The sequence below is a fragment of the Nonomuraea jiangxiensis genome (genome assembly GCF_900099965.1).
In the GTDB taxonomy this organism is placed as follows: Bacteria; Actinomycetota; Actinomycetes; order Streptosporangiales; family Streptosporangiaceae; genus Nonomuraea; species Nonomuraea jiangxiensis.
Window position 1 is genome coordinate 20,564 of sequence record NZ_FNDJ01000054.1, and the last position, 21,715, is coordinate 42,278.

The window sequence follows — 21,715 nt, forward strand, 5'->3', positions numbered from 1 at the left end:
TTCCATCCGCACCTGTTGTCGATCCCGCTTGGTGTCGTTCGTCTAGGGGGTGAGAGGCCGGCCACATGCCGGTGAGGACTCTGTGGAACAGGAGAATCTCCATGACCAGAACACACACTCTGACGGCCGGACTGGTGATCGGTGAATCACCGCGTTGGCACGACGGTCGTCTGTGGTTCGCGCACTGGGGTACGCAGGAGATCCTGGCGGTCGATCTCGCCGGAAAGGCGGAGGTCGTAGGGAAGGGAAGGCCCGGACTGGGATGGTCCATTGACTGGCTGCCCGATGGGCGGCTGCTCATGACCGGTGATGAGCTCACCCGCCGGGAACCCGACGGTTCGATGGTCACTCACGCCGACCTGAGCGGGCTGGCAGACGACTGGAACGAGATCGTCGTCGATGGCCGCGGCAACATCTACGTCAATTGGCGGATGCGACTTCCATCCCGGGGAGGGCATCGCGCCGGGAGTCATCGCTCTCATCACTCCTGATGGCTCAGTACGCAAGGTCGCCGACGACATCGCCTTTCCCAACGGCATGGTGGTGACGCCCGACAACTCGACGCTGATCATCGCTGAGTCGTTCGCGGGCACGCTGACGGCCTTCGACATCGCCGCTGACGGCACCCTGTCCAATCGCCGCGTGTGGGCCGATCACCCGGGCGACGGAATCTGCATGGACGCCGAAGGCGCCATCTGGTGTTCGGCCATGGACGCCGACAAGCACAGCGTCGTACGTGTCCGCGAAGGCGGCGAGATCTTGCAGCGGATTGAGCTCGGCCTGCCCTGCTTCGCCTGCATGCTCGGAGGTGAAGACGGCAGAACACTCTTCATGCTCGTCGCCGACTGGCGCGTGCAGGAAGGCTTTGAGGACAACATCCACCGGCTGACCACACAAGAGCGGTCCGGCAAGCTGCTTACCGCCACCGCGCCCGCCCCGAGCGCTGGCTGGCCACTCGTCGACCACCTCCGCCGCACCTGCTGAGCACCGCGGCACTCACCAGATGCCGTTCGGGGCCCAGCCCCAAGGCACGCCTCTACGCTGCCTACCCGGCAGCCGGACTCGTCTCCCGAGGGCCGACTCCCATACCGGGATGGGTCCGCTGCGCTCGTCGGCGCGACCCGGCCCCGCGTCGCGAGGGCCGGGGAGACCGTGCTCGATGCCGAGGGGCCGACGATGGAGGCCCTGCGGCGCCGATCGCCCCCAGCCCGCCACAGCGCGGTAGCGGCAGGGCGTTCGGCGCGGCGGGCAGCTCGCGCACATCATCCACTCCATCGCAAGGAGGAAGGTTCAGCCGGTGACCCGGGCCAGGAACTGGCCCTTGGCGTGCTCGTCGGTCTCCCGGGTGCCGTAGCCGGCGGCCCACAGGCCGCCGCCCGGCACAGCGCCGAGCTGCTTGATCCGGTAGTCGTCGAGCAGCAGCGGTTTCGGCGCCTGCTGCCAGGCGGAGCCGTTCCAGCGCAGCAGCACACCGACGCTGCGCGCGGTGTCGTCGTCCTGCCCGCTGCCTCCGGCCCACACCTCGGTGCCGTGCTCCGGACCGGGTGTTGCGATGCCCGTGAACACTTAAGCCGCTTGCGACAAGACACAGGTGACATCTCGAAGGGGGTCCAGTGCCGAAAATAGATCATCTATGGTGACAGACACGTCACCGCTGGTGGTGGACTCCGAGATCATCACAAGTTCCCTCGATGATCCGGAGAAGTTCGCCGCCCTGTTCGACCGCCACGCCGGAACGCTTTACAGGTACATCTCCTTCCGCCTCGGCCCAGAACTCGCCGAGGACCTCGTCGGAGAGACCTTCCTGATCGCATTCCGCAGGCGCGACGCGTACGACGTCTCCTACCGCGATGCCCGGCCCTGGCTGCTGGGCATCGCGACCAAGCTCATCACCGGTCAACGCCGGACCGAGGTCAGCCGCTACCGCGCGCTGGAACGGCAGAGCCCGGCCCAGCCCGTTGAGGGACCGGAAGAGGCGATCACTCGTGACCTGACAGCGCAGGGGTCACGGACGGTCCTGCTGAACGCGCTCGCGCTGCTGTCGCGAGGCGACCGAGACGTCCTGCTCCTGGTCGCCTGGAGCGACATGACGTACGAGGAAGCGGCCCACGCGCTCGACATCCCGGTCGGCACGGTCAAGTCACGACTCAATCGGGCCCGGCGCAAGATCCGCCACGCCCTGGGCGGAGTCAACCCATTGGAGGGACACGATCATGGATGAACTGAAGACGCTCATCAAGGAACTGGAGCATGAGCCACCCCACTCCCTGGCTCGGCAACGACTCCGGCTCGCTCAGGAGGCGACCGCGGCGCCGCGCGATCGACGCTGGAGCAGGCTGCTTCGGCACAATCGGCGGGAACAGCCGCTCCTGAGCGGGCGGCGGCTGGCGATGGGCGCGGCTGTGGCGGCGGCCGTCGCGGCGGGCGTGGCCGTGCCTTCCTTGCTCGGTTCCGCCGACCCGGCGTACGCCCTGACGAAGAACCAGGACGGATCGATCAACCTCAAGATCTACGATTTCCGCAACCCCGAGCACGTCGAGAAGGAACTGGCAGATTGGGGTGTGCCGGCCGACATCACCTACCTGCCTCTCGGCAAGCGCTGCGGAAACAACCGGGCACCCTTCCTCAAGGGTGACGACGTCGGCGCGACCAAGGAGGAGCTGTCGAACAGTGATGCCGCCGTGCAGGCCGGGCTTCGGGAGAGACTGGAAAAGTCGAGCTCTTACCAGGCGATTCGCCCGCAAGACGGCATCACCATCTACCCCCGCCACATCAAGCCAGGCCAGATCGCGCTGATCGAGGTCATGGAGAATCCGGTCACGCCCACGGTGGAGCGTCCCGGCGTGGCCTGGCAGTTCAGCGGGCGCCTGACGACCGGCCCCATTGAACCGTGCAAGGTCGTGGCGGATCCCTCGGCCACCGACATCGGCGACGCCACACCACCTGCCGGCAGTTGATCCGCTCCCCGCGCCACTGACGCGGGGAGCGTTTCCGATGAGCACGGCCGCGGGGCGGATGACCTGGTAAGACGGTTGAGGGGCCACGGAGATTCCGGACAACCCCTCGAAGAGCGGGCCAGTGATCTCCAGCACTCTTCGCGTCGTCGCAGGTCATTGACAGCCCACGCAGGATCACGTCCACCCCGCGCTTCAGGGGCGTCGAACCGCTCGTCGTCGGTGTCGGCCGGCTTCCACAACACCGGATCGTCCCTGCCCCGGCTGATCGAGGCCGCCGACCGCACCGTCATCCCGGCGTCGGTGACCGCCTTGCCGTCCCGCGTGAGCCCACTCGCGGGGGCGGTGCGGGCTCACGGGGCGCGGCGGGTCGCTTCATCCCTGACGCCATGGGTCATGAGGGGACCGAAGAGATGTCGGGACTGACCCGCCGCGAACCCGCGCTGACGCGCCGACATACCCGTGAGGTATCGCGTCGGTCCTCGATGGACCTGGCGGCAGGTGGGCGGGGCAGGTGATGATCGGGCTTCGTGGCGTGCGCCGTCGCGGAGCCTTCCGCGCGTGGCGTCAGGGGAAGGAAGGTGTGCGCACGATGGTGGAGTTGCGCGAGATCGAGGTCTTCCTCGTCCTGGTCGAAGAACTGCACTTTGGCCGTACGGCGGAGCGGCTGCGGCTGTCGCCGTCCCGGATCAGCCAGACCGTGCGCGTGCTGGAGCGGCGGGTCGACGGGCGCCTGTTCGAGCGCACCAGCCGCAAGGTGGTCCTCACCCCGCTCGGGCAGCGGCTGAGCGACGGGTTGCGCACGCCGTTCGAGGAGATTCACCGGGTGATGCGCTCGCTCGGCAAAGTCGGCGGCGAGATGAGACTGAGCGTCGCCAACCGCGTCTGCGCGGGCCCGTTGTTCATCGAGATCCTGAAGACCTTCGAGACCACCCATCCGGACTGCCGGACGGTGGTCCGCGAGGAGACCACACTCGACGGCCTCGCCCGGCTGAGAAAGCGCGAGGCCGACGTCATGATCGCCTGGCAGCCCATGGGACAGGCCGACATGACCGTCGGGCCGGTTGTCAGCCGACAGTCGCGTGTCCTGCTGGTCCGTCGCGATCACCACCTGGTCCGGCGGGGATACGCCACCGTGGAGGACCTGGCGGAATGCGACCTCCCCGACGGAGGCGGTGTCCCCACGGCCACCCTTGACGCCTTCATACCGCCCTTCACGCCGAGCGGTCGCCCGATCAGGCGGAGGTATGCGCAGTCCACGCTGACAGAGGCGGTGTGGCGCATCGCGATGGGCCTCATGGCGCATCCCACCGTGGAGACCTCGCCCCGGTTCTACGACCATCCCGACATCGTCGCGCTGCCGTTGCGGGGCCTGCCACCGCTGGAGAGCGCCCTGGTCTGGGCCACCGGCCGGGACACACCGCTGATTCACGCCTTCGCCGAGGCCGTCACGGAGGTGCGCCGATGATCCGCCGCCATGCTTGACGGGGCGACGTGAATCGACGTCTCGTGACGTTGCGTGGGCGTGGCCGGATCTTCGCTGATCGACTCATTCAGGGCTGGACCGGGGGACGCCAGGCGGATCGTCGGTGCACTCACTCTCGCGGCCCCAGCAGGAGATCGGGAGTGATCGGCAACTGGCGTACGCGGCGGCCGGTCGCGTGGTGGACGGCGTTGGCGATCGCCGCCACTGTGCCGGTTCCGGTCACTTCGCCCATGCCTCTGGCGCCCAGGGCGCTCGCGTCAGGGGCAGGCTTGTCAACGAAGATCACGTCGATGTCGGGGACGTCGGCCTCGACCGGGATCAGGTAGCCGGCGAGGTTGGCGGTGACGATGCGGCCCAGCCGCCGGTCGACGAGGGTGTGCTCGGTGAGCGCCATGCCGATGCCCCAGATCATCCCGCCGATGGCCTGGCTCCGGGCTGTCTTGGGGTTCAGCACCCGGCCCACGTCCACCGCGCCCACCAGGCGGGTGACGCGCACCTCGCCGGTGACCGTGCTGACGTGCACCTCGGCGAAGACCGCGCCGTACGATCCGCCCGCCTGGTTGGCGAGGTCGGCGTTCCCCTGCGCCTCGACCGGCGAGCCGTGCCGGGCCAGCACGTCACGGTAGGTCTCCCCGCGCCGCGGCCTGGCCTTGAGGAAGAGCCGGTCGTCCGCGGTCTCGACCGCGGCGGAGGCGGCGCCGTGCAGCGGGGAGCGCGGGTCGGCGATCGCGATCCCGATCACCTTCTCCCGGGCCGCCCGGCCGGCCTCCCGCACGGCGGTGCCGACGGTCACGGCGGTGGCGGAACCGCTGGAGGACGCGGCGGGCGGCAGGCGGGTGTCGCCGAGACGGGGCCGTACGGACGACGGGCGCATGCCGAGCGCGTCGGCGGCGATCTGCGTCATGATCGTGTAAGTGCCGGTGCCGATGTCCTGCGTCCCCGAGCGGACGAACGCCCGCCCGTTCGTGTCGATCTCCACCGAGGCCTGCGCGGTCATCCCGTGCCAGTTGTGGAAGGAACCCGCCATTCCCGTGCCCACCAGCATCTCGCCCGCGCGCGTTGAGCCCGGCTCCGGCTTGCGGCGCCGCCAGCCGAAACGCTCGGCGCCGAGCTCGTAGCACTCGCGCAGGTACCGGGTCTGCCGCGCGCCGGTCGCCGGGTCGCGGTCGGTGTAGTTGGCCAGCCTGAGCGCGATGGGATCGACGCCCAGCTCCAGGCTCAGCTCGTCCAGCGCCATCTCCAGCACCTCATTGGTCGGGCCGGAGGGCGGCCGGGTGGCGATGGTGGTGCCGAGGTTCACCTCGACCAGTTCCGTACTGACCCGCAGGTTCGGGCACGCGTAGACGGCCTGAGGGGAGGCGATCACCGTGAAGTTGACCAGGTCGTGGGACGCGGTGTGCGAGATGACGTGGTGGGTGAGCCCGGTGAGCCTGCCGTCCTTTGACGCGCCGAGCCGGACACGCTGCACCGATTCCGGTCGATGGCCGCAGGAGGTGTACATCTGCGCCCGGGTGAGCACGAGCTTCACCGGGCGGCCGACCACCCTGGCCACGGCCGCCGTCAGGTAGGTGTGCGGCCACACGAAGCCCTTGCAGCCGAAACCACCGCCCAGGTAGGGGACGACGACCCTGACCCGTTCTCTGGGCATGCCCAGCATCCGGGCCACGACCTCCTGGGTGAACGACATCGACTGGGTCGACTCGTAGAGAGTGAGGTCCTCGCCCTCCCAGACCGCCAGCGTCGCCGAAGGCTCGATCGGGTTGTGATGGTTGATCGACGTCGAGTACTCCGCCTCGATGCGGACCTCGGCCCGGTCGAGCCCGTCCCCGGGGTCGCCCCTCTCCAACTGGATCACTCCCGGCACGGTCGTCGGGGGAGCGTAGGCCCGGTCGAGGTTCGCCCGCAGGCCGATGATCGGCGGCTCGACGTCGTAGTCGACCTCGACCAGGGCCGCGGCGTGACGCGCCTGCTCGGGAGTGCCCGCCACGACCATGGCGAGGTGCTGCCCGCCGTACCGGATCGTGTCGTCCTGCATGGGGACCAGCGACTGGCCGTAAGGGAAGGTGTAGCCGTCCGGCCGGTAAGCGAAGCGCGGGAGGTTCTCGTGGGTGTAGACGCCGAGCACGCCGGGCGCCGAACGGGCCGCACGCGTGTCGATGGCCTTGATCCTTCCGCTCGCGATCGTGCTCTGCACGAGCACGGCATGCGTGAGCCCGGCCACCGGCTGGTCGGCGGCGTACCGCGCCGTGCCTGTCACCTTGTCGCGGCCGTCCACACGGTTGAGCGGCCTGCCCACGGACTGCGTCATCGCTTCCCTCCGATCCTCGCGAGCACGTCGGCGAGCGTGCGCCGGACCAGCTCGACCTTGAAGCCGTTGTGCTCGCGGGGAACCGCCCCGCGGACCGCCGCCTCCGCCGCGGCTTCCAGCACGTCCGGGTCCAGCCGCCGGCCACGCACGGCCTCCTCGGCCTCCACGGCCCGCCAGGGCCGGGGCGCTACCCCGCCCAGCGCGATGCGGGCCTCGCGTACGGCGTCTCCGTCCATGTCGAGTGACACGGCCACTGAGACCAGCGCGAACTCGAACGATGCCCGGTCACGTACCTTGCGGTAGCCGGATCGTGACCGCGTCAGGCCGGACGGGATCTCCACGCCGACGATCAGCCCGCCGCGCGGTAACGCGGTCTCGACGTGCGGGGTGGAGCCGGGCAGACGATAGAAATCGCCGATCGGGACCCGCCGTTCGCCCTGGGCGTCCCGGATCAGGATCGTGGCGTCGAGCGCCGTCAGTGCCACGGCCATGTCGGAGGGATGCACCTTGATGCAGTGCTCGCTGCCGCCGAGGATGGCGTGCCACCGGTTCTCGCCCTCGATCGCCGGGCAGCCGCTGCCCGGGATGCGCGTATTGCAGGGCAGGGCGGCATCCCTGTAGTACCAGCAGCGGGTCCGTTGCATCAGGTTGCCGCCGACGCTGGCCATGTTGCGCACCTGCGCCGAGGCGCTGGCCGACAGGGCCTCGGACAGCACGGGCAGCCGGGTGCGGATCCGCGCGTCCCCGGCGACCGCCGCCATCGAGGTCAGCGCCCCGATCCTCACGACGTCGCGGCCCCAGGCGATGCCGTCCGCCGGGACCGCGTTGACGTCCACCAAGAGGTCGGGAGCGAGCAGGCCGTCCCGGATCAGATTGAGCGTCTCGGTCCCGCCCGCGATGTACACCGCCGTGGGGTCGGCCGAGGCCAGCGTGACCGCGTTGGCCTGGCTCGTGGCGCGGGCATATCTGAACGCCTTCACCTGCGTCCCTCCGCCACGTCGCTGATCGCGTCGACGATGTTGGGATAGGCGCTGCACCGGCACAGGTTGCCGCTCATGCGATCGCGTATTTCGGCCCTGGATCGTGGACGTCCCTCGGCCAGCATCCCGACCGCGGACATGATCTGTCCGGGGGTGCAGAAACCGCACTGGAAGGCGTCCCGCTCGATGAACGCCGCCTGCATCGGGTGCAGCCGCTCACTGCCTGCGAGCCCCTCGATCGTGGTGATCGCCGCGCCCGTCTGCATGATCGCCAGGGTCAGGCAGGACTTCGCGCGCCGTCCGTCGATCAGGACCGTGCATGCCCCGCACTCACCGTGGTCGCACCCCTTCTTCGTTCCGGTCAGCCGCAACCGGTCCCGCAGGGCGTCCAGCAGCGTGACCCTCGGCTCCACGGCCGTCTCGCGGATCGTGCCGTTGACCCGCAGGGACACCTCCACCTCACCCGGCCCGACCACCTCCGGTACGGCATGCGTGGCCGCCGCCGCGGGCCGCTGCCCGGCCGCCGGGGCCACGGTCGCCCCGGCCGCCAGCACCGTACCCGCCACGATCACCTGCCGCCGGCTGACCTGTCCGTCCGCATCTCCGTCCATGCCTGTCTCCCGTTCCGTCGGCGATTCCGGGGACGCGGTACGGCGTCGCCCACGGTTCGTACTGTCCTCAACTGCGACAGCCGGGAACAACGGCGATCAGCTCAACGCAGCGGTCAGCATCACTAACGAATGGGGCCCGGCCTGCTGAGTTCGACGTGATCCACCCGGTCAGCCCGTGCGAACCTGGTCCAGGTAGTTGTACGCGGTCACCCGCGAGATGCCAAGCCTCCTGGCCACCCGGTCGACGGCGCGCTTGACGACGAACGCCCCCTTCTCGTCCAGGAACCTGAGCACCCCGATCTTGTGGTCGCGGTCCATCAGGGCCACGGTCCTTCCCGTCTTCGCGATGGCGGCCTCGATGAGGTTGTCGAGCACCTCGTTGATGTCGCCGGCGAAGACCTCCTCCCGGTCAGGGGCGGCCTCGCTGCTCCTGAGCACCTCGTCCAGGCCGGCCCTGGCGGCCTGGAACGGGGTCATGTCCACGTTGACGCACAGGGCCGCGATCACCCGCCCGTCCCCGTCGCGGATGTAGACCGAGGACGAGCGGAGCTCGCGGCCGTCGCCCGTGTGTCCCTTGTATCCGAACTCGTCGTGGTTTTCCGCTTCCCGCTTGCGCATCTCCAAGCCGAGGTTGGTGGAGGGCCCGCCGACCCGCCGACCCGTGATGTGCCCGTTCTCGATCGCGGCGATGGTGTGCTCCATGCCCTCACGCGACAAGTCGTGCAGCACGACCTCGCAGTACGGCCCGACCGCCGTCGCCACCGCCTTCATGATCGGCCGAAGCATCGGCTCGAGGTCCTCGAGCCGACGCGGGGCCCAGGGGTCTGGTACGGAACCAGCGCTCATCTCGTGCCTCCTGGCAGCGGGACAGATGGACAGCTTCTCACGCTCCCGAGCTTCTCCGGGAGACATTACAGAAAATCTGTTAAGGCATTGACTATTTGTCAACGGCACGCACACACTTGGCCATCCGCTTCGAGAAGGAACGGAAGCCATGAGACTGAAGACACCCCCATGGTGGGCCGCCGCGGGCACCGTCCTGCTCGCTCTCGCGGCATGCGCCCCGTCCACCGCTCCAGCCTCCTCAGGAGGCGACGAGAAGGCGGGAACATTACGTGTCTGGCTCTTCGAGGAGCCGAACCAGGCACCGAAGGACAAGGTCGTCGCCGAGGCGATCAAGGAGTTCACCGCGACCAACCCCGACGTCAAGGTCGAGGTCGCCTACATACCGACGTCGCCCGCCAGGCACGAGAAGTTCAAGGGCGCGTTCAACGACCCCAACAGCGCTCCCGACGTCGCCGAGTACGGCAACACCGACCTCGCCGAGTACGCCGCCGCGGGCGGCTTCGCCGATCTGGGACCCGACGTCGACGGCTGGCCTGAAGGCAAGGACATCGCCGCCGACCTACGCAAGTCCGCCACCGTGGACGACAAGCTGTACGGCGTGCCGTGGTTCATCGGCATCCGCGCGCTCTACTACCGCACCGACGTGTTCGAGGAGCTCGGCCTGAAGCCGCCGAAGACGATCGAGGAGCTGACCTCCACGGCCAAGACGATCCGGGCGAAGAAGCCTGACCTGTACGGCATCGCGGTCGGCGGCGAGTACACGTTCGGCGCGCTCCCGTTCGTCTGGGACGCGGGCGGCGACATCGACCGGCTTGACGCGCCGGAGTCCCGCACGGGGGTCAAGGCGTACACGGACCTGCTGAGCGACGCGGTCTGCCCACCGCAGGCGTGCGCGAGCCTCACCGGCGGCAAGACGGTCGAGCTGTTCGCCGGCGGCAAGGCCGCCATGGGCATCCTGGGCAACTTCAGCAGGTCGGCGGTGGACGCCGGCGCGGCGGCGGGCAAGTACGCCGTAGTGCCGCTGCCCGGCTCGAAGGCAGGGTCGATCGCCCCGGCGTTCGCAGGCGGGAACAACCTCGGTGTCATGAAGAGCAGCAAGCACCGCACGCTCGCCGTCAAGTTCGTCCAACTGCTGGCGGGCCGGACCTACCAGCAGAAGATGTACGAGGCGATGGGCAACCTGCCCACGCTCACCTCGGCGCGCGAGGAACTGGCCGCCAAGGACGAGTTCCTCAAGCCGTTCCTCGACACGGTCGCCGCGGGCACGCGTTTCGTGCCGATCGACCCGGCCTGGGTGAAGATCGACAACCAGAAGGTCATCCCGACCATGCTGCAGAAGGTGGCGACCGGGCAGTCCACGGTCGAGCAGGCCACGGAAGAGGCGGCGGTGGCCGTGAAGGCCGCCTTCGGGCGGTCATGACCACGGTGACCACCGCGCCGGCGGGGCGGGAGGTCGGCGCCCACGGGGCGCCCTCCCGCGCCGGCCGCGGAAACCGGCCGCGGCCGTGGCTCTACCTCCTGCCCACGGCCGCGGTGCTGCTGCCGCTGTTCGGCTACCCGCTCTACATGCTCGGCCTGCTGTCCGTGTTCGACTACCGGCAGGCACAGGTCAGCGGCGGGCAACCGGCGACGTTCGTCGGCCTCGGCAACTACGCGACGCTCCTCGGCGACCCGAGGTTCTGGTCGATCCTGTGGCAGACGGTGGCGTTCGCGGGCGCGCTCGTGGTCGCCACCCTGGCCGTGGGCGCGACGCTCGCCGTGGTGCTGACCAGGGCCGGGCGCGTCCCGCGCATGCTGCTGTCGCTGTCCGCCATGGCGGCGTGGGCGGCCCCGGCCATGACCGGCTCCACCGTGTGGATGTTCCTCTTCGACACCGACCTCGGCCTGGTCAACCAGGTGCTCGGCATCGAGGGCTTCAACTGGTTCTACGACAAGTGGCTGGCGTTCTTCGTGGTCGGCGCGACGGTGGTCTGGCACTCCTTCCCGTTCGTCATGGTCACCCTGTACGCCGGCATCCAGGCGGTGCCGTCCTCGGTCCTGGAGGCGGCGGCGCTGGACGGCGCGTCGGCATGGCAGTCGTTCTGGCGGGTGCTCGTGCCCATGTTGCGGCCATTGATCACGATCGTCGTGATCCAGTCGATCATCTGGGACTTCAAGATATTCACGCAGATCTACGTGATGACCAACGGCGGCGGCATCGCGGGCCAGAACTCGGTGCTCAACGTGTACGCCTACCAGACCGCCTTCGGATCCTCGGAGTACGGCCTGGGCTCCGCCATCGGAGTGATCATGACTGTCATCCTGCTCGTCGTGACCCTGTTCTACATCCGCGCGATGTACCGCCGTGGGGAGGCGCTGTGAGCAGGTCGCGGCTCGTGGCGAACACGGTGGCGGTGGCCGCCGCCGTCGTGACGCTGTTCCCGATCTACTGGATGGTGCTCTCCGCGATCAAGCCGCCCGGCGAGATCCAGTCGCTGGAGACCCGCCCGTGGACGCTCGCGCCGACCCTGGACAACTTCACCAGGATCCTCGGCGGGGAGAGCTTCGACAGGTACCTCCTCAACAGCGTCGTCGTGACGCTGTCGGTCGTCGCTCTGTCGGCCCTGGTGGCGTTCCTGGCGGCGGTGGCGGTGACCCGGTTCAGGTTCAGATTGCGCACCACCGTGCTCATCATGTTCCTGATCGCGCAGATGGTCCCGATCGAGGCGCTCACGATCCCGCTGTTCTTCCTGGTGCGCGACCTCGGAGCGGTCGTGCCCGGCGTCGGGCTGAACACGCTGGGGTCGCTCGTCCTGGTGCAACTCGCGTTCTCGCTGCCGTTCGCGATCTGGATGCTGCGCGGGTTCGTGGCCGCCGTTCCCGAGTCGATCGAGGAGGCCGCGATGATCGACGGTGCCGGCCGGGCCACGGTGCTGTGGCGCGTCCTGTTCCCGCTCGTCGCGCCGGGGCTGGTCGCGACGTCCGTTTTCTCCTTCATCACGGCCTGGAACGACTTCATCTTCGCCAAGACGTTCATCATCTCCGCGACGGAGAACCAGACGCTGCCCTCGGCGCTGCTGGTGTTCTTCAAGCCGGACGAGAACGACTGGGGCGGCATCATGGCGGCCTCGACGCTGATGACGATCCCGGTACTGATCTTCTTCGTGGCCGTCCAACGCCGGCTCGTGGCGGGCCTGGGCGGCGCGGTCAAGGACTGACACCGATGGAGCGCAAGGCCGTACCAGGGGCTGGGTACCGCGTCGGCGATCAGCTTGGCGGTAGGCCCCGCGGCGCCCAGCCGGTCGTCCGGGAAGGGAAAATCTGTCTTCGCACCCGCGTGCTCCAGGCGCTGTTGTCGCTGGAGGTCTGAATGGTGAAGTTCACAGGGAAGCCGTAGCCGGCGTTGGCCCCGTCATTGCGCGGCGCGAGATCCACCCGTCGCTCGACTACTGGCATGCCAATGACGGCCGCCCGGTGCCCTTCACCGTCGAACACCTCACCGGCCACCCTGCCCGCACGTTCGCCACCTGGACCCGGGACTACGCCGGCGACTTCGACGAGTAACTTCCAGCAGGCAGGACAGCATCACTCCCAGCCAGCAGGTGCACACGAGAGCCCTTGACTTGGGCCAACGCCTTTCGCGAGTGCCTGGCTTCGTTCACGCCAGGCATAACGGCACCGCCGTTCCCTGGACGGCGCGGGCCCGAGCACCCGCGGTGCCACGCTGCCCGGCTGTCGGAGAATCCCGCTGCCCGGGTGCTGCTCCTGGAAGCCGGCGGTGAGGACACGAATGAGAACATCAAGGTGCCGGCGGGGCTGAGGCCCCGCGGCTGCGGGCGAGTGACGCTCGCGTCCACCGACCCCGAACAGCCTCCGCTGATCGACCCCCGGTACGTCACCAACCCCGAGGACGTGGCCGCACTCATCCGCAGCCTGCGAAGCGTCATCGAGATCGGCGACCTGGAGCAGCTCGCCAGCTACATCGCTCGGCCTTACCTGCCGGCAGGCGCCGATCTCTCGGTATTCGACGACAAGGCGCTCGTCGACATGCCGGCTCTCGTGGCTCCCATCCTGCCGGGGCAGCACAGAGGAACGTAGCGAGAATTGTCATAGTTGCCTGGTAACTAGTAGCCTGGCGACTATGAACGCCACTCAGCGCCGTTCGACCCTGGCCCTGGCAGTGCTGTCCCTCCTGCGGGAGGCCGAATACCGGGGCATGCCCGCCATGCACCCGTACAAGATGCAGCGCTTGATCAAGGACCGCGGTAAGGGCGAGGTGGTGAACGTCGGGCAGCGCGCCAGCCTCTATCGCACCATCGAGCGCCTGCAGAGAAGCAGGCTGGTCGAGGCGCGCGAGAGCAGCCGCGAGCACAACCGGCCGGAGAAGACGCTGTACGCGCTCACCGATGAAGGCCGCGCGACCTGGCGCGAATGGATGCTCGACGCGCTGGCCAATCCGACACGGGATTTCCCGGAATTCCCGGCGGCGTTGGCGTTCATCCCGCTGCTGACACCCGACGAGGTGCTGAGGCAGTTGGAGAAACGTGAGGAGAAGCTTTCCGCCGAGCTGAGCCGAATCCAGACGGTCATGGAGGATGGCGCGGAGTGGGGGCGGCTCTTCATGCTGGAAATGGAATATCTGCGCGCCACTACCGCGGCCGAACTGGAGTGGGTGCGGTCCGTCGCCAACGATCTGCGGTCCGCCGAGATCACCTGGGACGAGGAGTCACTCCTGCACTAGGAATCAGAAAGCATGTTTCACGTTCTCATCATCGGCGCTGGTACCGGCGGGCTCTGTCTGGCCCAGGGACTCAAGCGGGCCGGCATAAGCGTCGCGGTCTACGAGCGCGACCGCACCCGGCGCGACGGCCTGCAGGGATATCGGGTCGGGATCGACGCCGACGGCAAACGAGCGTTGAAGGCGAACCTCGCGCCGGATCTGTACGACACGTTCATCGCCACCTGCGCCCAGCGGCCCGCCTACGGAAACCAGCTCACCCACAAGCTGAAGTTCCTCTTCTCCGCCGGCCCCGAAGTGTCCACGGCCAAGGAGGACGACGAGCAGGACGAATCGGTGAGCCGCATGACGCTGCGCCAGGTCCTGCTCACCGGCGTCGAGGACGTCGTGCATTTCGACAAGGAGTTCGTGCGTTACGAGCGGCGGCCGGACGGAAAGGTCACGGCCCATTTCAGCGACGGCAGCAGGGCCACCGGTGATCTGCTCGTGGGAGCCGAAGGAGCATGGTCAAAAGTACGGGCGCAATATCTTCCGCACGCGAAACTCGTCGAGACCGGGCTCATCGGGCTCACCGGCAAGACGCCGCTCACCCCCGAAACCGCCGCGTTGCTACCCCAGCGAATGATCGAAGGGGTCAGCTTGGTGCACGGCCCGAAGGGATTCATGTGCATCTTCCACGTCATGCGCTTCAAATGGGACGCCGACGGCAGGCCGAAGAGCGGAATCGGCGCCACGGACGCGCAGGCCATCGCGAACTGGCCCGGCATGCTCTACGACAACAGCCGCGACTACATCATGTGGGGGTTCGCGGCGGCCGAGCGATGGTTGCCGAAGGACGTCTCCGGCATGCGCGGCGCGGAAATCCAGCGACTGGTCCTGGAGATGACCAGTGACTGGCATCCCGACCTGCGCCGGATCTTCGAGCTCGGCGATCCAGGCAGCAGCTTCCCGCTCACGATCCGCACCTCTGAGCCGATCGCCCCCTGGCAGACCACGAACGTCACGCTGATCGGCGACGCCATCCACACGATGACCCCCGGTCGCGGCGTCGGCGCGAACACCGCCCTGCGCGACGCCCGGCTCCTCACCCGCAATCTCGCCAGGGCTCACCGGGGTGAGCTGCCCCTACTGGAGGCCGTGCACGACTACGAGACGAAAATGACGGCGTATGCGTGGGACGCCGTCGTCAAGTCCCGCGCGCAGATGAACGGCCACTCCGTCCTGCACGACGGCGGCTTCGCGGGCAGCCTGGCGCGGGCGGGCATGCGGACGGCGATGCGCGTCATGAATCGCATACCACCCCTCAAGCGCAGAATCGTCGACGCCGAGTCCGGCTTCCGCGGCGCAGGCCGCGACGACGACTGACGCTGGCGCGGACCGCCCGCTCCATGAGGTGATCATGCTGCCGTTCCCGGGCCACCGTCCCGGGAACGGTTGGCACGCCCCGGCGCAGCGAGATGCATCTGCCGAGCTGCGGGAGCCGACAACCCGTGGCGAGTGTGGATCGGCACGGCGACCGACCACCACTCCTGCGGAAGCCGCGCCTTAGGTGCTCAATGTGCTGCGGGCCGAAGACACGTTCGGCGAAGAACCCGTAGACCAGATCCAAATGATCGTCCTTGCGGACCCGAAGGCTCTTTCTGAGGTCTTGCCGTGTATACGCCGTTGCACCGGAGTCGGTGTTCGATCACAGGGCGGGCTCAGGGAGCACATCTGCCGCCTGCCTTAGCGCCGCATCCAGGATCGCATCCAGCATCCCCTGGGAGCTCTGGAGCTGAGTGATCGCCTCGATGATGCGGGCGCGCTCGCGCCGCAGGTCCTCAATGAAGGTCGGGCAGCCGGACGGCACCACCAGTTCGTCATCGTCGTGGACGCAGTGCAGGACTCGGGCGATGACCGCGGTGGGAAGCCCGGCGGCGAGCAGGGCTCGGATGTGGCTCACCGTTGTGACGTCCGCCCCGGCGTACTCGCGGTAGCCGTTGACCAGCCGGACTGGCTTGAGCAGGCCCTGCTCTTCGTAGTAGCGCAACAGCCGCCGGTGCACTCCGGTCTCGCGAGCCAGGTCGCCGATCCTCATTCGGTTCCTTTCGTTTGACCTTCACATGGATGTGACGCTTTACCGTCCCCAGTATCGCTAATCGCGAAAAGTGAGGAGATGTCAGTGTCACGTGCAGTGATCATTGGTGCGGGTCCGGGGACCGGACGGGCGGTGGCTCGCCGGTTCGCGCGGGAGGGGCTGCCGATCACGCTGATCGCCCGGAGTGAGCGGACGCTGCGTGCCGCGGCCGAGGCGGTTGATTTGCGCGGTGTCCCGGCTGTCACGTTGGAGGCCGACAGCACCGATCGGGCCGCGTTTAATGCCGCGCTCGACGAGGCTGCCGGCGAGTACGGCCGGTGGAAGCACGAAGCTCACCACTCCGGGCTGATCGGCCAGGGAAGTGGTAGGCCTTGAGCGGCATCTCGAGCACGGGTGTCATCGCAGGATTGCTGGAGGTCTGGCGGCGAGCCTTCGACGAACAGCGGGTGAGCGATCTCGTCTCCCTTTTCAGGGAGGATGCACTCTTCCAGGGCATCAGTCCGCACCTGCGCACGGGCCGGGAGGAGATCTCCGAGTACTACGACAACGTCGCTGACGGTATGACCGCAAAGGTCGAGGTACTACGCGAAGTCCAGTTGAGCGAAGGGATCGTGATCGGGTTCTCGGACGTGACCTTTACCGCTCGTACCGGTGAGACCCGCCCGATACGCCTCTCCATCGTCGCGGAGCAGGTCGAGGGCACTTGGCTGATCCGCCAATATCACGCGGCCACGCACTAATATGGCGCGAGCGCTTCCGTGTGCGTGGTGACCTGGTGCAGGCGGTGGTGCTCGCCTATGAGGTCGGGCTGGTCACTCCAGGCTGGAGCTCTTTCGAGTGTGCTGCAAGCCACCGGTCAGGCCACGATGGCCGGATAGGGACTTCTCATCTCGCCGAAGTAGGCCTCGGGCGCTCCTTCGATGTGCTCGGACACTTCGTCCATGAAGGCACGCAGCAGTGGGGTCGCGTTGTGCCGGTCGAGGTCCTCCTGCGAACGCCAGACCTCATAGAGGAAGAATCGGCCGTCCTCCTGCTCGTGGAGGTGGTACTGAAGGTTGCCCTCGTGCCCTCGGGAGGGCTCGACGAGATCCATCAGGAGCTTCCTGAACTCGTCGGCGTGTCCGGGCTTGGGGGTCAGGAATCCGTAGAGCGAAACGGGCGCTGGTGCAGTCGAATTCGTTGTCATGTCCGCAACGTTAGGATGTGACACCAATGTTAGGTTCAAGCCGCTGCCCTATGAGGTGGATCACATGAAGATCGGAGAGCTGTCCCGCGAAACGGGTGTGGCCGTACGTCTCCTGCGCTACTACGAGGCCCAGGGGCTGCTCACCTCCCACCGCAGCGAAGGCGGCCACCGCCAGTACGATCCCGATGCCCCCGCCACCGTCGCCCGCATCCGCACCCTGCTCGCCGCCGGACTCCCTACCAAGGTCATCCGCGAGCTCATGCCCTGCTTCGTCGGCAACGGCACCGAGCTCCAGGCATGCGTTCTGGACCACCTCAGAACCCAGTACGCGGAGTTGGACTCCCGCATAGCCGACCTCGCCCGGGCCCGCACGGCTCTGGGCGACATCCTCGAAGCCTCCGCCCGAGCACTCACCCACGTCTGAACCGGCAGTCACACATCGCCAGGTCCGTAGCCCAGCCAACTTCCGTCAGAGGGCGAAATCGTCGCTCATGCGATGCAATGGGCACTCTGCCGAGCATGGGCAACGCAGACTGCTCCCGAGCGCGCAGCGGTGACAAAAGGGCAAAGCGGACGGTCCGAGCTCAGGTTTCGGAAAGCTCTGACCGAGGGTCGAGCCTGCCGTGAGCCTCCGCCGAAAGATCCTGCCAGTCGGCCCAGGTCTTGAGCCGGTCGGCGTAGACCTGCTGAAGCATCGGGTAGAAGCCCTGGCCGAACAGCACCCGCAGGGGCGGGTTGTCGGAGTCGACGATCTTGAGGAGCGCCTGGGCCGCGGCGGCCGGGTCGCCGGCGGGCTGCCTTCCCGCGAACTGGGCGAGGCGCTGGCGGAGGCCGTCGTAAACCCGGTTGGCCTCGGCCATGTGGCCGTTGTTGAGGGGATCCGGGTTCTTGCCGGACCTGGTGGCGAAGCCGCCGGGCTCGACCACGGTCACCTTGATGCCGAAGCCGGCGACCTCTTGGGCGAGGGATTCATTCAGGGCTTCCAGGGCCCACTTGGAGACGTGGTACGCGCCGCCGAGCGGCATGGCGATGAGCCCGGCGGCCGAGGAGAGCTGGATGATGTGCCCTGCGCCCTGCTCGCGCAGGTAGGGCAGCGCGGCCTGGATCACCCACACCGCACCGTACAAGTTGGTCTCCAGCTGGTCGCGCAGGTGCTGCTCGGTCAGCTCCTCGATGGCGCCCATCTGGGCGTAGCCTGCGTTGTTCACGATGACGTCCAGACGGCCGAAGTGTTCCTTGGCCCGCTTCACGCTCTCGAAGACGGCGGCCTTGTCGGTCACGTCCAGCTTCAGCGGGAGCACCGCGTCGCCATAGGCGGCGACCAACTCGTCAAGGCTTCCGGTGTTGCGGGCGGCCGCGGCCACCTTGTCGCCGCGAGACAGCGCCGCCTCGACGAAGTTGCGGCCGAGGCCGCGGGACGAACCAGTGACGAACCAGACCTTGCTCATGATGTCCTTCCGTTCTTTCTGCGGTGGCGGTATGCGCGGCGGTCACCACGCAACGAGCCAAGGCGATCACTCGTGGAGTCGGGTGCCGCGCGGATCGTTCGCGCTGCGCCCTGACGACCATGAGGCGCCGGTGACCCGATCCCTGTGACAGGGCGGTCATGTGACATGCGTCACCGATCACGAGTGTCACAAGGCGGTGAGGGCCGGCGTCTTGTGCAGGAGCAAGAATTGAGAGCCAACAGGCAGGAGTGGGCTGTGAACGAGCGCAGCGAGCCAACGACGGGCGCAGCCGAGCCGCTCGCTGGTGGCGGCCGGATGGACTGCGGAATGGGCTCCGCAACCGAGACGTTCGTTTCTCACCGCAACCTGCTGTTCACCGTCGCCTACGAGATGCTCGGATCGGCGGCCGACGCCGAAGACGTCCTGCAGGAAACCTGGCTGCGATGGATGAAGGTCGACGTGAGACAGGTGCGCGACCAGCGCGCCTACCTGGTCCGGATCACGACCCGACGCTCGCTCGACCGGCTGCGCACCATGAGGCGCCGCAAGGAGGCGTACGTCGGCTCCTGGCTGCCCGAGCCGATGCTCACAGCGCCGGACGTGGCCGAGGACGTCGAGCTCGCCGAGAGCGTGTCGATGGCGCTCATGCTCGTCCTGGAGACGCTGTCGCCGACCGAGCGTGCCGTCTTCGTGCTGCGCGAGGTCTTCGACGTCGCCTACGACGAGATCGCTGCCGCCGTCGGCAAGAGCCCCGCGGCCGTCCGCCAGATCGCGCACCGTGCCCGCCGGCACGTCGATGCCCGCCGCCCTCGCGAGGTGGTCTCCCCCGGCGAGGCCCGGGCGGCTCTGGAGTCGTTCTAGCGCGCGCTCGACACCAGGGACCTGCAAGGCCTGCTTGATGTGCTCGCCCCTGAGGTCGTCTTGATCAGTGACGGCGGCGGCATCAAGCAGGCCGCGCCGCGGCCGATCACCGGCGCCGACAAGGTGGCCCGCTTCATCGTCGGCGGCCTCGGCAAGGCCGAAGTCGCGCTCACCGGTGAGTCCACAGTGGTCAACGGCAACCCGGCACTCCTCGTCCGCGTGGACGGCGAGATCGACGGCGTCATAGCGATCCGTGTCGAGGACGCCCGCATCACCGGCCTCTACTACGTCCGCAACCCCGACAAGCTAACTCGTATCGAATCCGAGACCCCGCTCACTCTTCGATGAATGCCGTAACGCTCCGCGCCCTTGCGGGCAGCGAACGAACGCGGGACCGGGTGCAACCGCTGGGCGGCGGTCCACGGCGGGACGGGCACTCTCCGCCGGCTCAAGGCCGCCGACGCCATCGGTCGTCTGGGCTCCAAGCTGCGCGCTTACCTGCGCCCTCAGGTCCTGGTGCTGGACGAGGCCGGCTACCTACTGCTTGCCCGCGACGAGGCCAACCTGGTCTTCCAGATGTCTGGCCGCCGTCGAAGCCGAGATCGCCGCTACCGGCTGACAAGGCTGGCTCGCTTCTGCTCCGCTGGATCCGATGACACCGGCATGACCACCACTTACTGCCTGATCGACATCCTCAGCCTCACCATGGAGAACCTACGTCGAACTGCGGAAACCCAGGACGGACAGTGCTGAGCATGAACCGCGTCATGGATGAGCGCCAAAACCGGATGATCCATTTAAGCAGCGACGGCATCCTAGTCCGATGATCTGGATCGCTCCTGCTGCAACCCGCATCGACGAGCCCTTCGTCGCCGATGAACGCGCCATGTTAGAGGGTTTCCTGGACTGGCACCGCGGCACCCTGCTTCACAAATGCGCAGGACTCACCGCAGCGCAATTGACCGAACGGCCGCTGACGCCCTCCAACCTCTCCCTGCTCGGCCTGGTCCGCCATCTCACCGATGTCGAACGCACCTGGTTCCGCCGCCGTTTCGCCAGCCAGCCTCTACCCAGCCTCTACAGCCGGCCCGGCCAGCCGGATGCCGCCTTCGACGACGTTGATCCCGCGCGAGCGGCCGAAGACCTGGCCGTCTTGACCGCCGAGCAGGACGCCGCCCGACAGGCCACTGCCGGCATGCCACTCGATGCCGTATTCGTCAGCCCTCGCTGGGGTCCAATGAGTCTGCGATGGGCCTTCGTCCACATGCACGGCGAATACGCCCGTCATAACGGCCACGCCGACATCCTGCGCGAACGAATCGATGGAACCGTCGGCACATAGACAAGGACCAGTGCCCGAGTCCGAAACGGTCAACTCTGCACATCAAGGAGTACGCCGACCGGCGGTCGGGTGCAACGTCAGCGACAGTCCGCGGGCTTCGACGAGCAGGTGCAATTTATGGGTCAGTCCACCACGGAATCGTCCGAGCGCCTGCCTGATGTGCTGTTGCTTCGTATCGATCGTCCCGCCGCCGTCTCCCATTTACGGGCTCCGGCGGCGTGCCGGTGCGCGCGAGCGATGGTCGAGCCGGCCCGTTGATGGCAGGTCGGGCATCGGCCGCTCCAGGTGGCTAACAGCACCTGAAATGTGCAAGAGCTTGTAGAAGGTCACACCGTGCGAGCCGCTTTTGGGCTGGTCTTCGGGCAACTGACGGTAGCCGAGCTCGGTCGGCCGGTTGCGCCAGGTGATGCCCGGGCCCAGATCCTCAGGCGCTAATCCGCGTTCGCGCGGCGGGCCGTGCTGAACCGGCGTTGGTAGGCGGCCGGGCTGATCGACAGCTTCCTGGCGAATACCCGTCGCATGCTTTCGTAACTGGGAAACCCGGCAAGGATCGCGGCCTGCGTCGCGGTGCGTCCTTGGTCGAGCAGCGCCCTGGCCAGGTCGAATCGGATGTTCTCCACGTACCGGGCCGGTGTCGTGGACAACTCGTCGTGGAAAAGCCGGGTGAGGTGCCGGGTGCTCACGTTGAGGTGTTTCGCGAGCTCACCGAGCGAGTGGTCCCCGCGGGGGTTCGCTGTCACCAAGTCGGTGATGCTGCGGAGAGCCGGCGAGCGGGGCGGCGGTCCTTGCAGCGGTGCCGAGAACTGGGACTGGCCGCCCGCGCGCTGCATGTAGACCACCAGGGCACGGGCGACGTCGCGCGCCACGTGGGGCCCGTGGTCCTCTTCGACGAGAGCGAG

The 21,715-nt window shown here is 67.8% G+C and carries 25 protein-coding genes and 1 pseudogene; 17 read left to right on the forward strand and 9 right to left on the reverse strand.

Translation table 11 applies throughout. From position 1 onward, the window contains the following. Positions 1-101: 101 nt before the first annotated feature. Both BLS95_RS57430 and BLS95_RS52980 read left to right on the forward strand, forming a co-directional pair. Positions 102-491, forward strand: coding sequence for an SMP-30/gluconolactonase/LRE family protein (locus tag BLS95_RS57430; protein ID WP_218136455.1), 390 nt, complete (start codon positions 102-104; stop codon positions 489-491). Further along, the gene (locus BLS95_RS52980; RefSeq protein WP_218136456.1) at positions 400-984 is read left to right on the forward strand and encodes an SMP-30/gluconolactonase/LRE family protein; all 585 of its coding nucleotides are present in this window, start codon (positions 400-402) and stop codon (positions 982-984) included. Before BLS95_RS57430 ends, BLS95_RS52980 begins: the two co-directional genes overlap by 92 nt. 306 nt (positions 985-1,290) lie before the next feature. On the opposite strand, the gene BLS95_RS52985 is transcribed toward BLS95_RS52980, so the two are convergent. Next, positions 1,291-1,566: a hypothetical protein gene (locus BLS95_RS52985; RefSeq protein ID WP_090947227.1), complete on the reverse strand. Its 276-nt coding sequence runs from the start codon at positions 1,564-1,566 to the stop codon at positions 1,291-1,293. A gap of 67 nt (positions 1,567-1,633) precedes the next feature. Between BLS95_RS52985 and BLS95_RS52990 the strand changes: the two genes are divergently transcribed. From BLS95_RS52990 to BLS95_RS53000, 3 genes are all read left to right on the forward strand, one after another. Then, entirely contained in the window at positions 1,634-2,221 is a 588-nt protein-coding gene (locus BLS95_RS52990) for an RNA polymerase sigma factor (protein ID WP_090947228.1), read from the forward strand. Continuing rightward, positions 2,214-2,957 (forward strand): hypothetical protein, encoded by a 744-nt coding sequence (locus BLS95_RS52995; RefSeq protein ID WP_090947229.1) that lies wholly within the window; start codon positions 2,214-2,216, stop codon positions 2,955-2,957. The genes BLS95_RS52990 and BLS95_RS52995 overlap by 8 nt, the downstream gene beginning before the upstream one ends. 589 nt (positions 2,958-3,546) lie before the next feature. Further along, entirely contained in the window at positions 3,547-4,422 is an 876-nt protein-coding gene (locus BLS95_RS53000) for a LysR family transcriptional regulator (protein ID WP_176993916.1), read from the forward strand. A gap of 127 nt (positions 4,423-4,549) precedes the next feature. Here BLS95_RS53000 and BLS95_RS53005 read toward each other — a convergent pair whose 3' ends face one another. The 4 genes from BLS95_RS53005 to BLS95_RS53020 all read right to left on the reverse strand — a co-directional run bounded on the left by BLS95_RS53005 (position 4,550) and on the right by BLS95_RS53020 (position 9,125). After that, complete coding sequence (locus BLS95_RS53005) at positions 4,550-6,748, reverse strand: xanthine dehydrogenase family protein molybdopterin-binding subunit (protein WP_090947231.1); 2,199 nt, start codon at positions 6,746-6,748, stop codon at positions 4,550-4,552. After that, positions 6,745-7,728, reverse strand: coding sequence for an FAD binding domain-containing protein (locus tag BLS95_RS53010; protein ID WP_090947232.1), 984 nt, complete (start codon positions 7,726-7,728; stop codon positions 6,745-6,747). Before BLS95_RS53010 ends, BLS95_RS53005 begins: the two co-directional genes overlap by 4 nt. Next, positions 7,725-8,339: a (2Fe-2S)-binding protein gene (locus BLS95_RS53015; RefSeq protein ID WP_090947233.1), complete on the reverse strand. Its 615-nt coding sequence runs from the start codon at positions 8,337-8,339 to the stop codon at positions 7,725-7,727. Before BLS95_RS53015 ends, BLS95_RS53010 begins: the two co-directional genes overlap by 4 nt. A 168-nt stretch (positions 8,340-8,507) precedes the next feature. Next, positions 8,508-9,125, reverse strand: a complete 618-nt coding sequence (locus BLS95_RS53020; RefSeq protein WP_176993917.1) for a helix-turn-helix transcriptional regulator — start codon at positions 9,123-9,125, stop codon at positions 8,508-8,510. A 208-nt stretch (positions 9,126-9,333) separates the two neighbouring features. Here BLS95_RS53020 and BLS95_RS53025 point away from each other — a divergent pair, with 208 nt between their 5' ends. The 6 genes from BLS95_RS53025 to BLS95_RS53050 all read left to right on the forward strand — a co-directional run bounded on the left by BLS95_RS53025 (position 9,334) and on the right by BLS95_RS53050 (position 15,267). Then, positions 9,334-10,605 (forward strand): extracellular solute-binding protein, encoded by a 1,272-nt coding sequence (locus tag BLS95_RS53025; protein WP_090947235.1) that lies wholly within the window; start codon positions 9,334-9,336, stop codon positions 10,603-10,605. Further along, positions 10,602-11,546: a carbohydrate ABC transporter permease gene (locus tag BLS95_RS53030; protein WP_090947236.1), complete on the forward strand. Its 945-nt coding sequence runs from the start codon at positions 10,602-10,604 to the stop codon at positions 11,544-11,546. The genes BLS95_RS53025 and BLS95_RS53030 overlap by 4 nt, the downstream gene beginning before the upstream one ends. Continuing rightward, positions 11,543-12,382: a carbohydrate ABC transporter permease gene (locus BLS95_RS53035; protein ID WP_245765827.1), complete on the forward strand. Its 840-nt coding sequence runs from the start codon at positions 11,543-11,545 to the stop codon at positions 12,380-12,382. Before BLS95_RS53030 ends, BLS95_RS53035 begins: the two co-directional genes overlap by 4 nt. A gap of 538 nt (positions 12,383-12,920) precedes the next feature. Continuing rightward, a complete protein-coding gene (locus BLS95_RS57435; protein ID WP_218136457.1) occupies positions 12,921-13,262 on the forward strand; it encodes a GMC oxidoreductase in 342 nt (113 codons plus the stop codon). Between the two features lie 43 nt (positions 13,263-13,305). Continuing rightward, entirely contained in the window at positions 13,306-13,905 is a 600-nt protein-coding gene (locus BLS95_RS53045; RefSeq protein WP_090947238.1) for a PadR family transcriptional regulator, read from the forward strand. Positions 13,906-13,917: 12 nt separating this feature from the next. Beyond that, a complete protein-coding gene (locus BLS95_RS53050) occupies positions 13,918-15,267 on the forward strand; it encodes an FAD-dependent oxidoreductase (RefSeq protein WP_090947239.1) in 1,350 nt (449 codons plus the stop codon). A 322-nt stretch (positions 15,268-15,589) separates the two neighbouring features. Here BLS95_RS53050 and BLS95_RS53055 read toward each other — a convergent pair whose 3' ends face one another. After that, positions 15,590-15,979 carry a MerR family transcriptional regulator gene (locus BLS95_RS53055; RefSeq protein ID WP_090947240.1) on the reverse strand — a complete coding sequence of 130 codons (390 nt, stop codon included), beginning with the start codon at positions 15,977-15,979 and terminating at the stop codon, positions 15,590-15,592. 78 nt (positions 15,980-16,057) lie between these two features. Here BLS95_RS53055 and BLS95_RS53060 point away from each other — a divergent pair, with 78 nt between their 5' ends. Beyond that, positions 16,058-16,354, forward strand: coding sequence for an SDR family NAD(P)-dependent oxidoreductase (locus tag BLS95_RS53060; RefSeq protein WP_245765828.1), 297 nt, complete (start codon positions 16,058-16,060; stop codon positions 16,352-16,354). Continuing rightward, entirely contained in the window at positions 16,351-16,719 is a 369-nt protein-coding gene (locus BLS95_RS53065) for an SgcJ/EcaC family oxidoreductase (protein ID WP_090947242.1), read from the forward strand. The genes BLS95_RS53060 and BLS95_RS53065 overlap by 4 nt, the downstream gene beginning before the upstream one ends. A 116-nt stretch (positions 16,720-16,835) precedes the next feature. Here BLS95_RS53065 and BLS95_RS53070 read toward each other — a convergent pair whose 3' ends face one another. Continuing rightward, complete coding sequence (locus BLS95_RS53070; protein WP_090947243.1) at positions 16,836-17,165, reverse strand: putative quinol monooxygenase; 330 nt, start codon at positions 17,163-17,165, stop codon at positions 16,836-16,838. A gap of 64 nt (positions 17,166-17,229) precedes the next feature. Between BLS95_RS53070 and BLS95_RS53075 the strand changes: the two genes are divergently transcribed. Then, on the forward strand, positions 17,230-17,589 hold the full coding sequence (locus BLS95_RS53075) for a MerR family transcriptional regulator (protein WP_090947244.1): 360 nt from the start codon (positions 17,230-17,232) through the stop codon (positions 17,587-17,589). 160 nt (positions 17,590-17,749) lie between these two features. On the opposite strand, the gene BLS95_RS53080 is transcribed toward BLS95_RS53075, so the two are convergent. Beyond that, on the reverse strand, positions 17,750-18,613 hold the full coding sequence (locus tag BLS95_RS53080) for an SDR family NAD(P)-dependent oxidoreductase (protein WP_090947245.1): 864 nt from the start codon (positions 18,611-18,613) through the stop codon (positions 17,750-17,752). Positions 18,614-18,928: 315 nt separating this feature from the next. On the opposite strand from BLS95_RS53080, the pseudogene BLS95_RS60180 reads away from it, so the two are divergent. The 3 genes and pseudogenes from BLS95_RS60180 to BLS95_RS53095 all read left to right on the forward strand — a co-directional run bounded on the left by BLS95_RS60180 (position 18,929) and on the right by BLS95_RS53095 (position 20,816). Further along, positions 18,929-19,822: pseudogene (locus BLS95_RS60180) on the forward strand (RNA polymerase sigma-70 factor). Positions 19,823-19,843: 21 nt separating this feature from the next. Continuing rightward, entirely contained in the window at positions 19,844-20,227 is a 384-nt protein-coding gene (locus tag BLS95_RS53090; protein WP_090947246.1) for an ATP-binding protein, read from the forward strand. A gap of 70 nt (positions 20,228-20,297) precedes the next feature. Beyond that, the gene (locus BLS95_RS53095) at positions 20,298-20,816 is read left to right on the forward strand and encodes a DinB family protein (RefSeq protein ID WP_090947247.1); all 519 of its coding nucleotides are present in this window, start codon (positions 20,298-20,300) and stop codon (positions 20,814-20,816) included. 431 nt (positions 20,817-21,247) lie between these two features. Here the strand turns inward: BLS95_RS53095 and BLS95_RS53100 are convergent. Next, a partial coding sequence (locus BLS95_RS53100; RefSeq protein WP_143044316.1) for a GlxA family transcriptional regulator occupies positions 21,248-21,715 on the reverse strand: 468 nt, incomplete at its 5' end.

What these genes read in the sequence shown, in the direction of transcription:
- BLS95_RS57430 (WP_218136455.1), top strand. Translation starts at nt 102, where the DNA reads ATGACCAGAACACACACTCTGACGGCCGGACTGGTGATCGGTGAATCA.
- BLS95_RS52980 (WP_218136456.1), top strand. Translation starts at nt 400, where the DNA reads ATGGCCGCGGCAACATCTACGTCAATTGGCGGATGCGACTTCCATCCC.
- BLS95_RS52990 (WP_090947228.1), top strand. Translation starts at nt 1,634, where the DNA reads ATGGTGACAGACACGTCACCGCTGGTGGTGGACTCCGAGATCATCACA.
- BLS95_RS52995 (WP_090947229.1), top strand. Translation starts at nt 2,214, where the DNA reads ATGGATGAACTGAAGACGCTCATCAAGGAACTGGAGCATGAGCCACCC.
- BLS95_RS53000 (WP_176993916.1), top strand. Translation starts at nt 3,547, where the DNA reads ATGGTGGAGTTGCGCGAGATCGAGGTCTTCCTCGTCCTGGTCGAAGAA.
- BLS95_RS53005 (WP_090947231.1), bottom strand. Translation starts at nt 6,748, where the DNA reads ATGACGCAGTCCGTGGGCAGGCCGCTCAACCGTGTGGACGGCCGCGAC.
- BLS95_RS53015 (WP_090947233.1), bottom strand. Translation starts at nt 8,339, where the DNA reads ATGGACGGAGATGCGGACGGACAGGTCAGCCGGCGGCAGGTGATCGTG.
- BLS95_RS53020 (WP_176993917.1), bottom strand. Translation starts at nt 9,125, where the DNA reads ATGCTTCGGCCGATCATGAAGGCGGTGGCGACGGCGGTCGGGCCGTAC.
- BLS95_RS53025 (WP_090947235.1), top strand. Translation starts at nt 9,334, where the DNA reads ATGAGACTGAAGACACCCCCATGGTGGGCCGCCGCGGGCACCGTCCTG.
- BLS95_RS53030 (WP_090947236.1), top strand. Translation starts at nt 10,602, where the DNA reads ATGACCACGGTGACCACCGCGCCGGCGGGGCGGGAGGTCGGCGCCCAC.
- BLS95_RS53045 (WP_090947238.1), top strand. Translation starts at nt 13,306, where the DNA reads ATGAACGCCACTCAGCGCCGTTCGACCCTGGCCCTGGCAGTGCTGTCC.
- BLS95_RS53050 (WP_090947239.1), top strand. Translation starts at nt 13,918, where the DNA reads ATGTTTCACGTTCTCATCATCGGCGCTGGTACCGGCGGGCTCTGTCTG.
- BLS95_RS53055 (WP_090947240.1), bottom strand. Translation starts at nt 15,979, where the DNA reads ATGAGGATCGGCGACCTGGCTCGCGAGACCGGAGTGCACCGGCGGCTG.
- BLS95_RS53060 (WP_245765828.1), top strand. Translation starts at nt 16,058, where the DNA reads ATGTCAGTGTCACGTGCAGTGATCATTGGTGCGGGTCCGGGGACCGGA.
- BLS95_RS53070 (WP_090947243.1), bottom strand. Translation starts at nt 17,165, where the DNA reads ATGACAACGAATTCGACTGCACCAGCGCCCGTTTCGCTCTACGGATTC.
- BLS95_RS53075 (WP_090947244.1), top strand. Translation starts at nt 17,230, where the DNA reads ATGAAGATCGGAGAGCTGTCCCGCGAAACGGGTGTGGCCGTACGTCTC.
- BLS95_RS53080 (WP_090947245.1), bottom strand. Translation starts at nt 18,613, where the DNA reads ATGAGCAAGGTCTGGTTCGTCACTGGTTCGTCCCGCGGCCTCGGCCGC.
- BLS95_RS53095 (WP_090947247.1), top strand. Translation starts at nt 20,298, where the DNA reads ATGATCTGGATCGCTCCTGCTGCAACCCGCATCGACGAGCCCTTCGTC.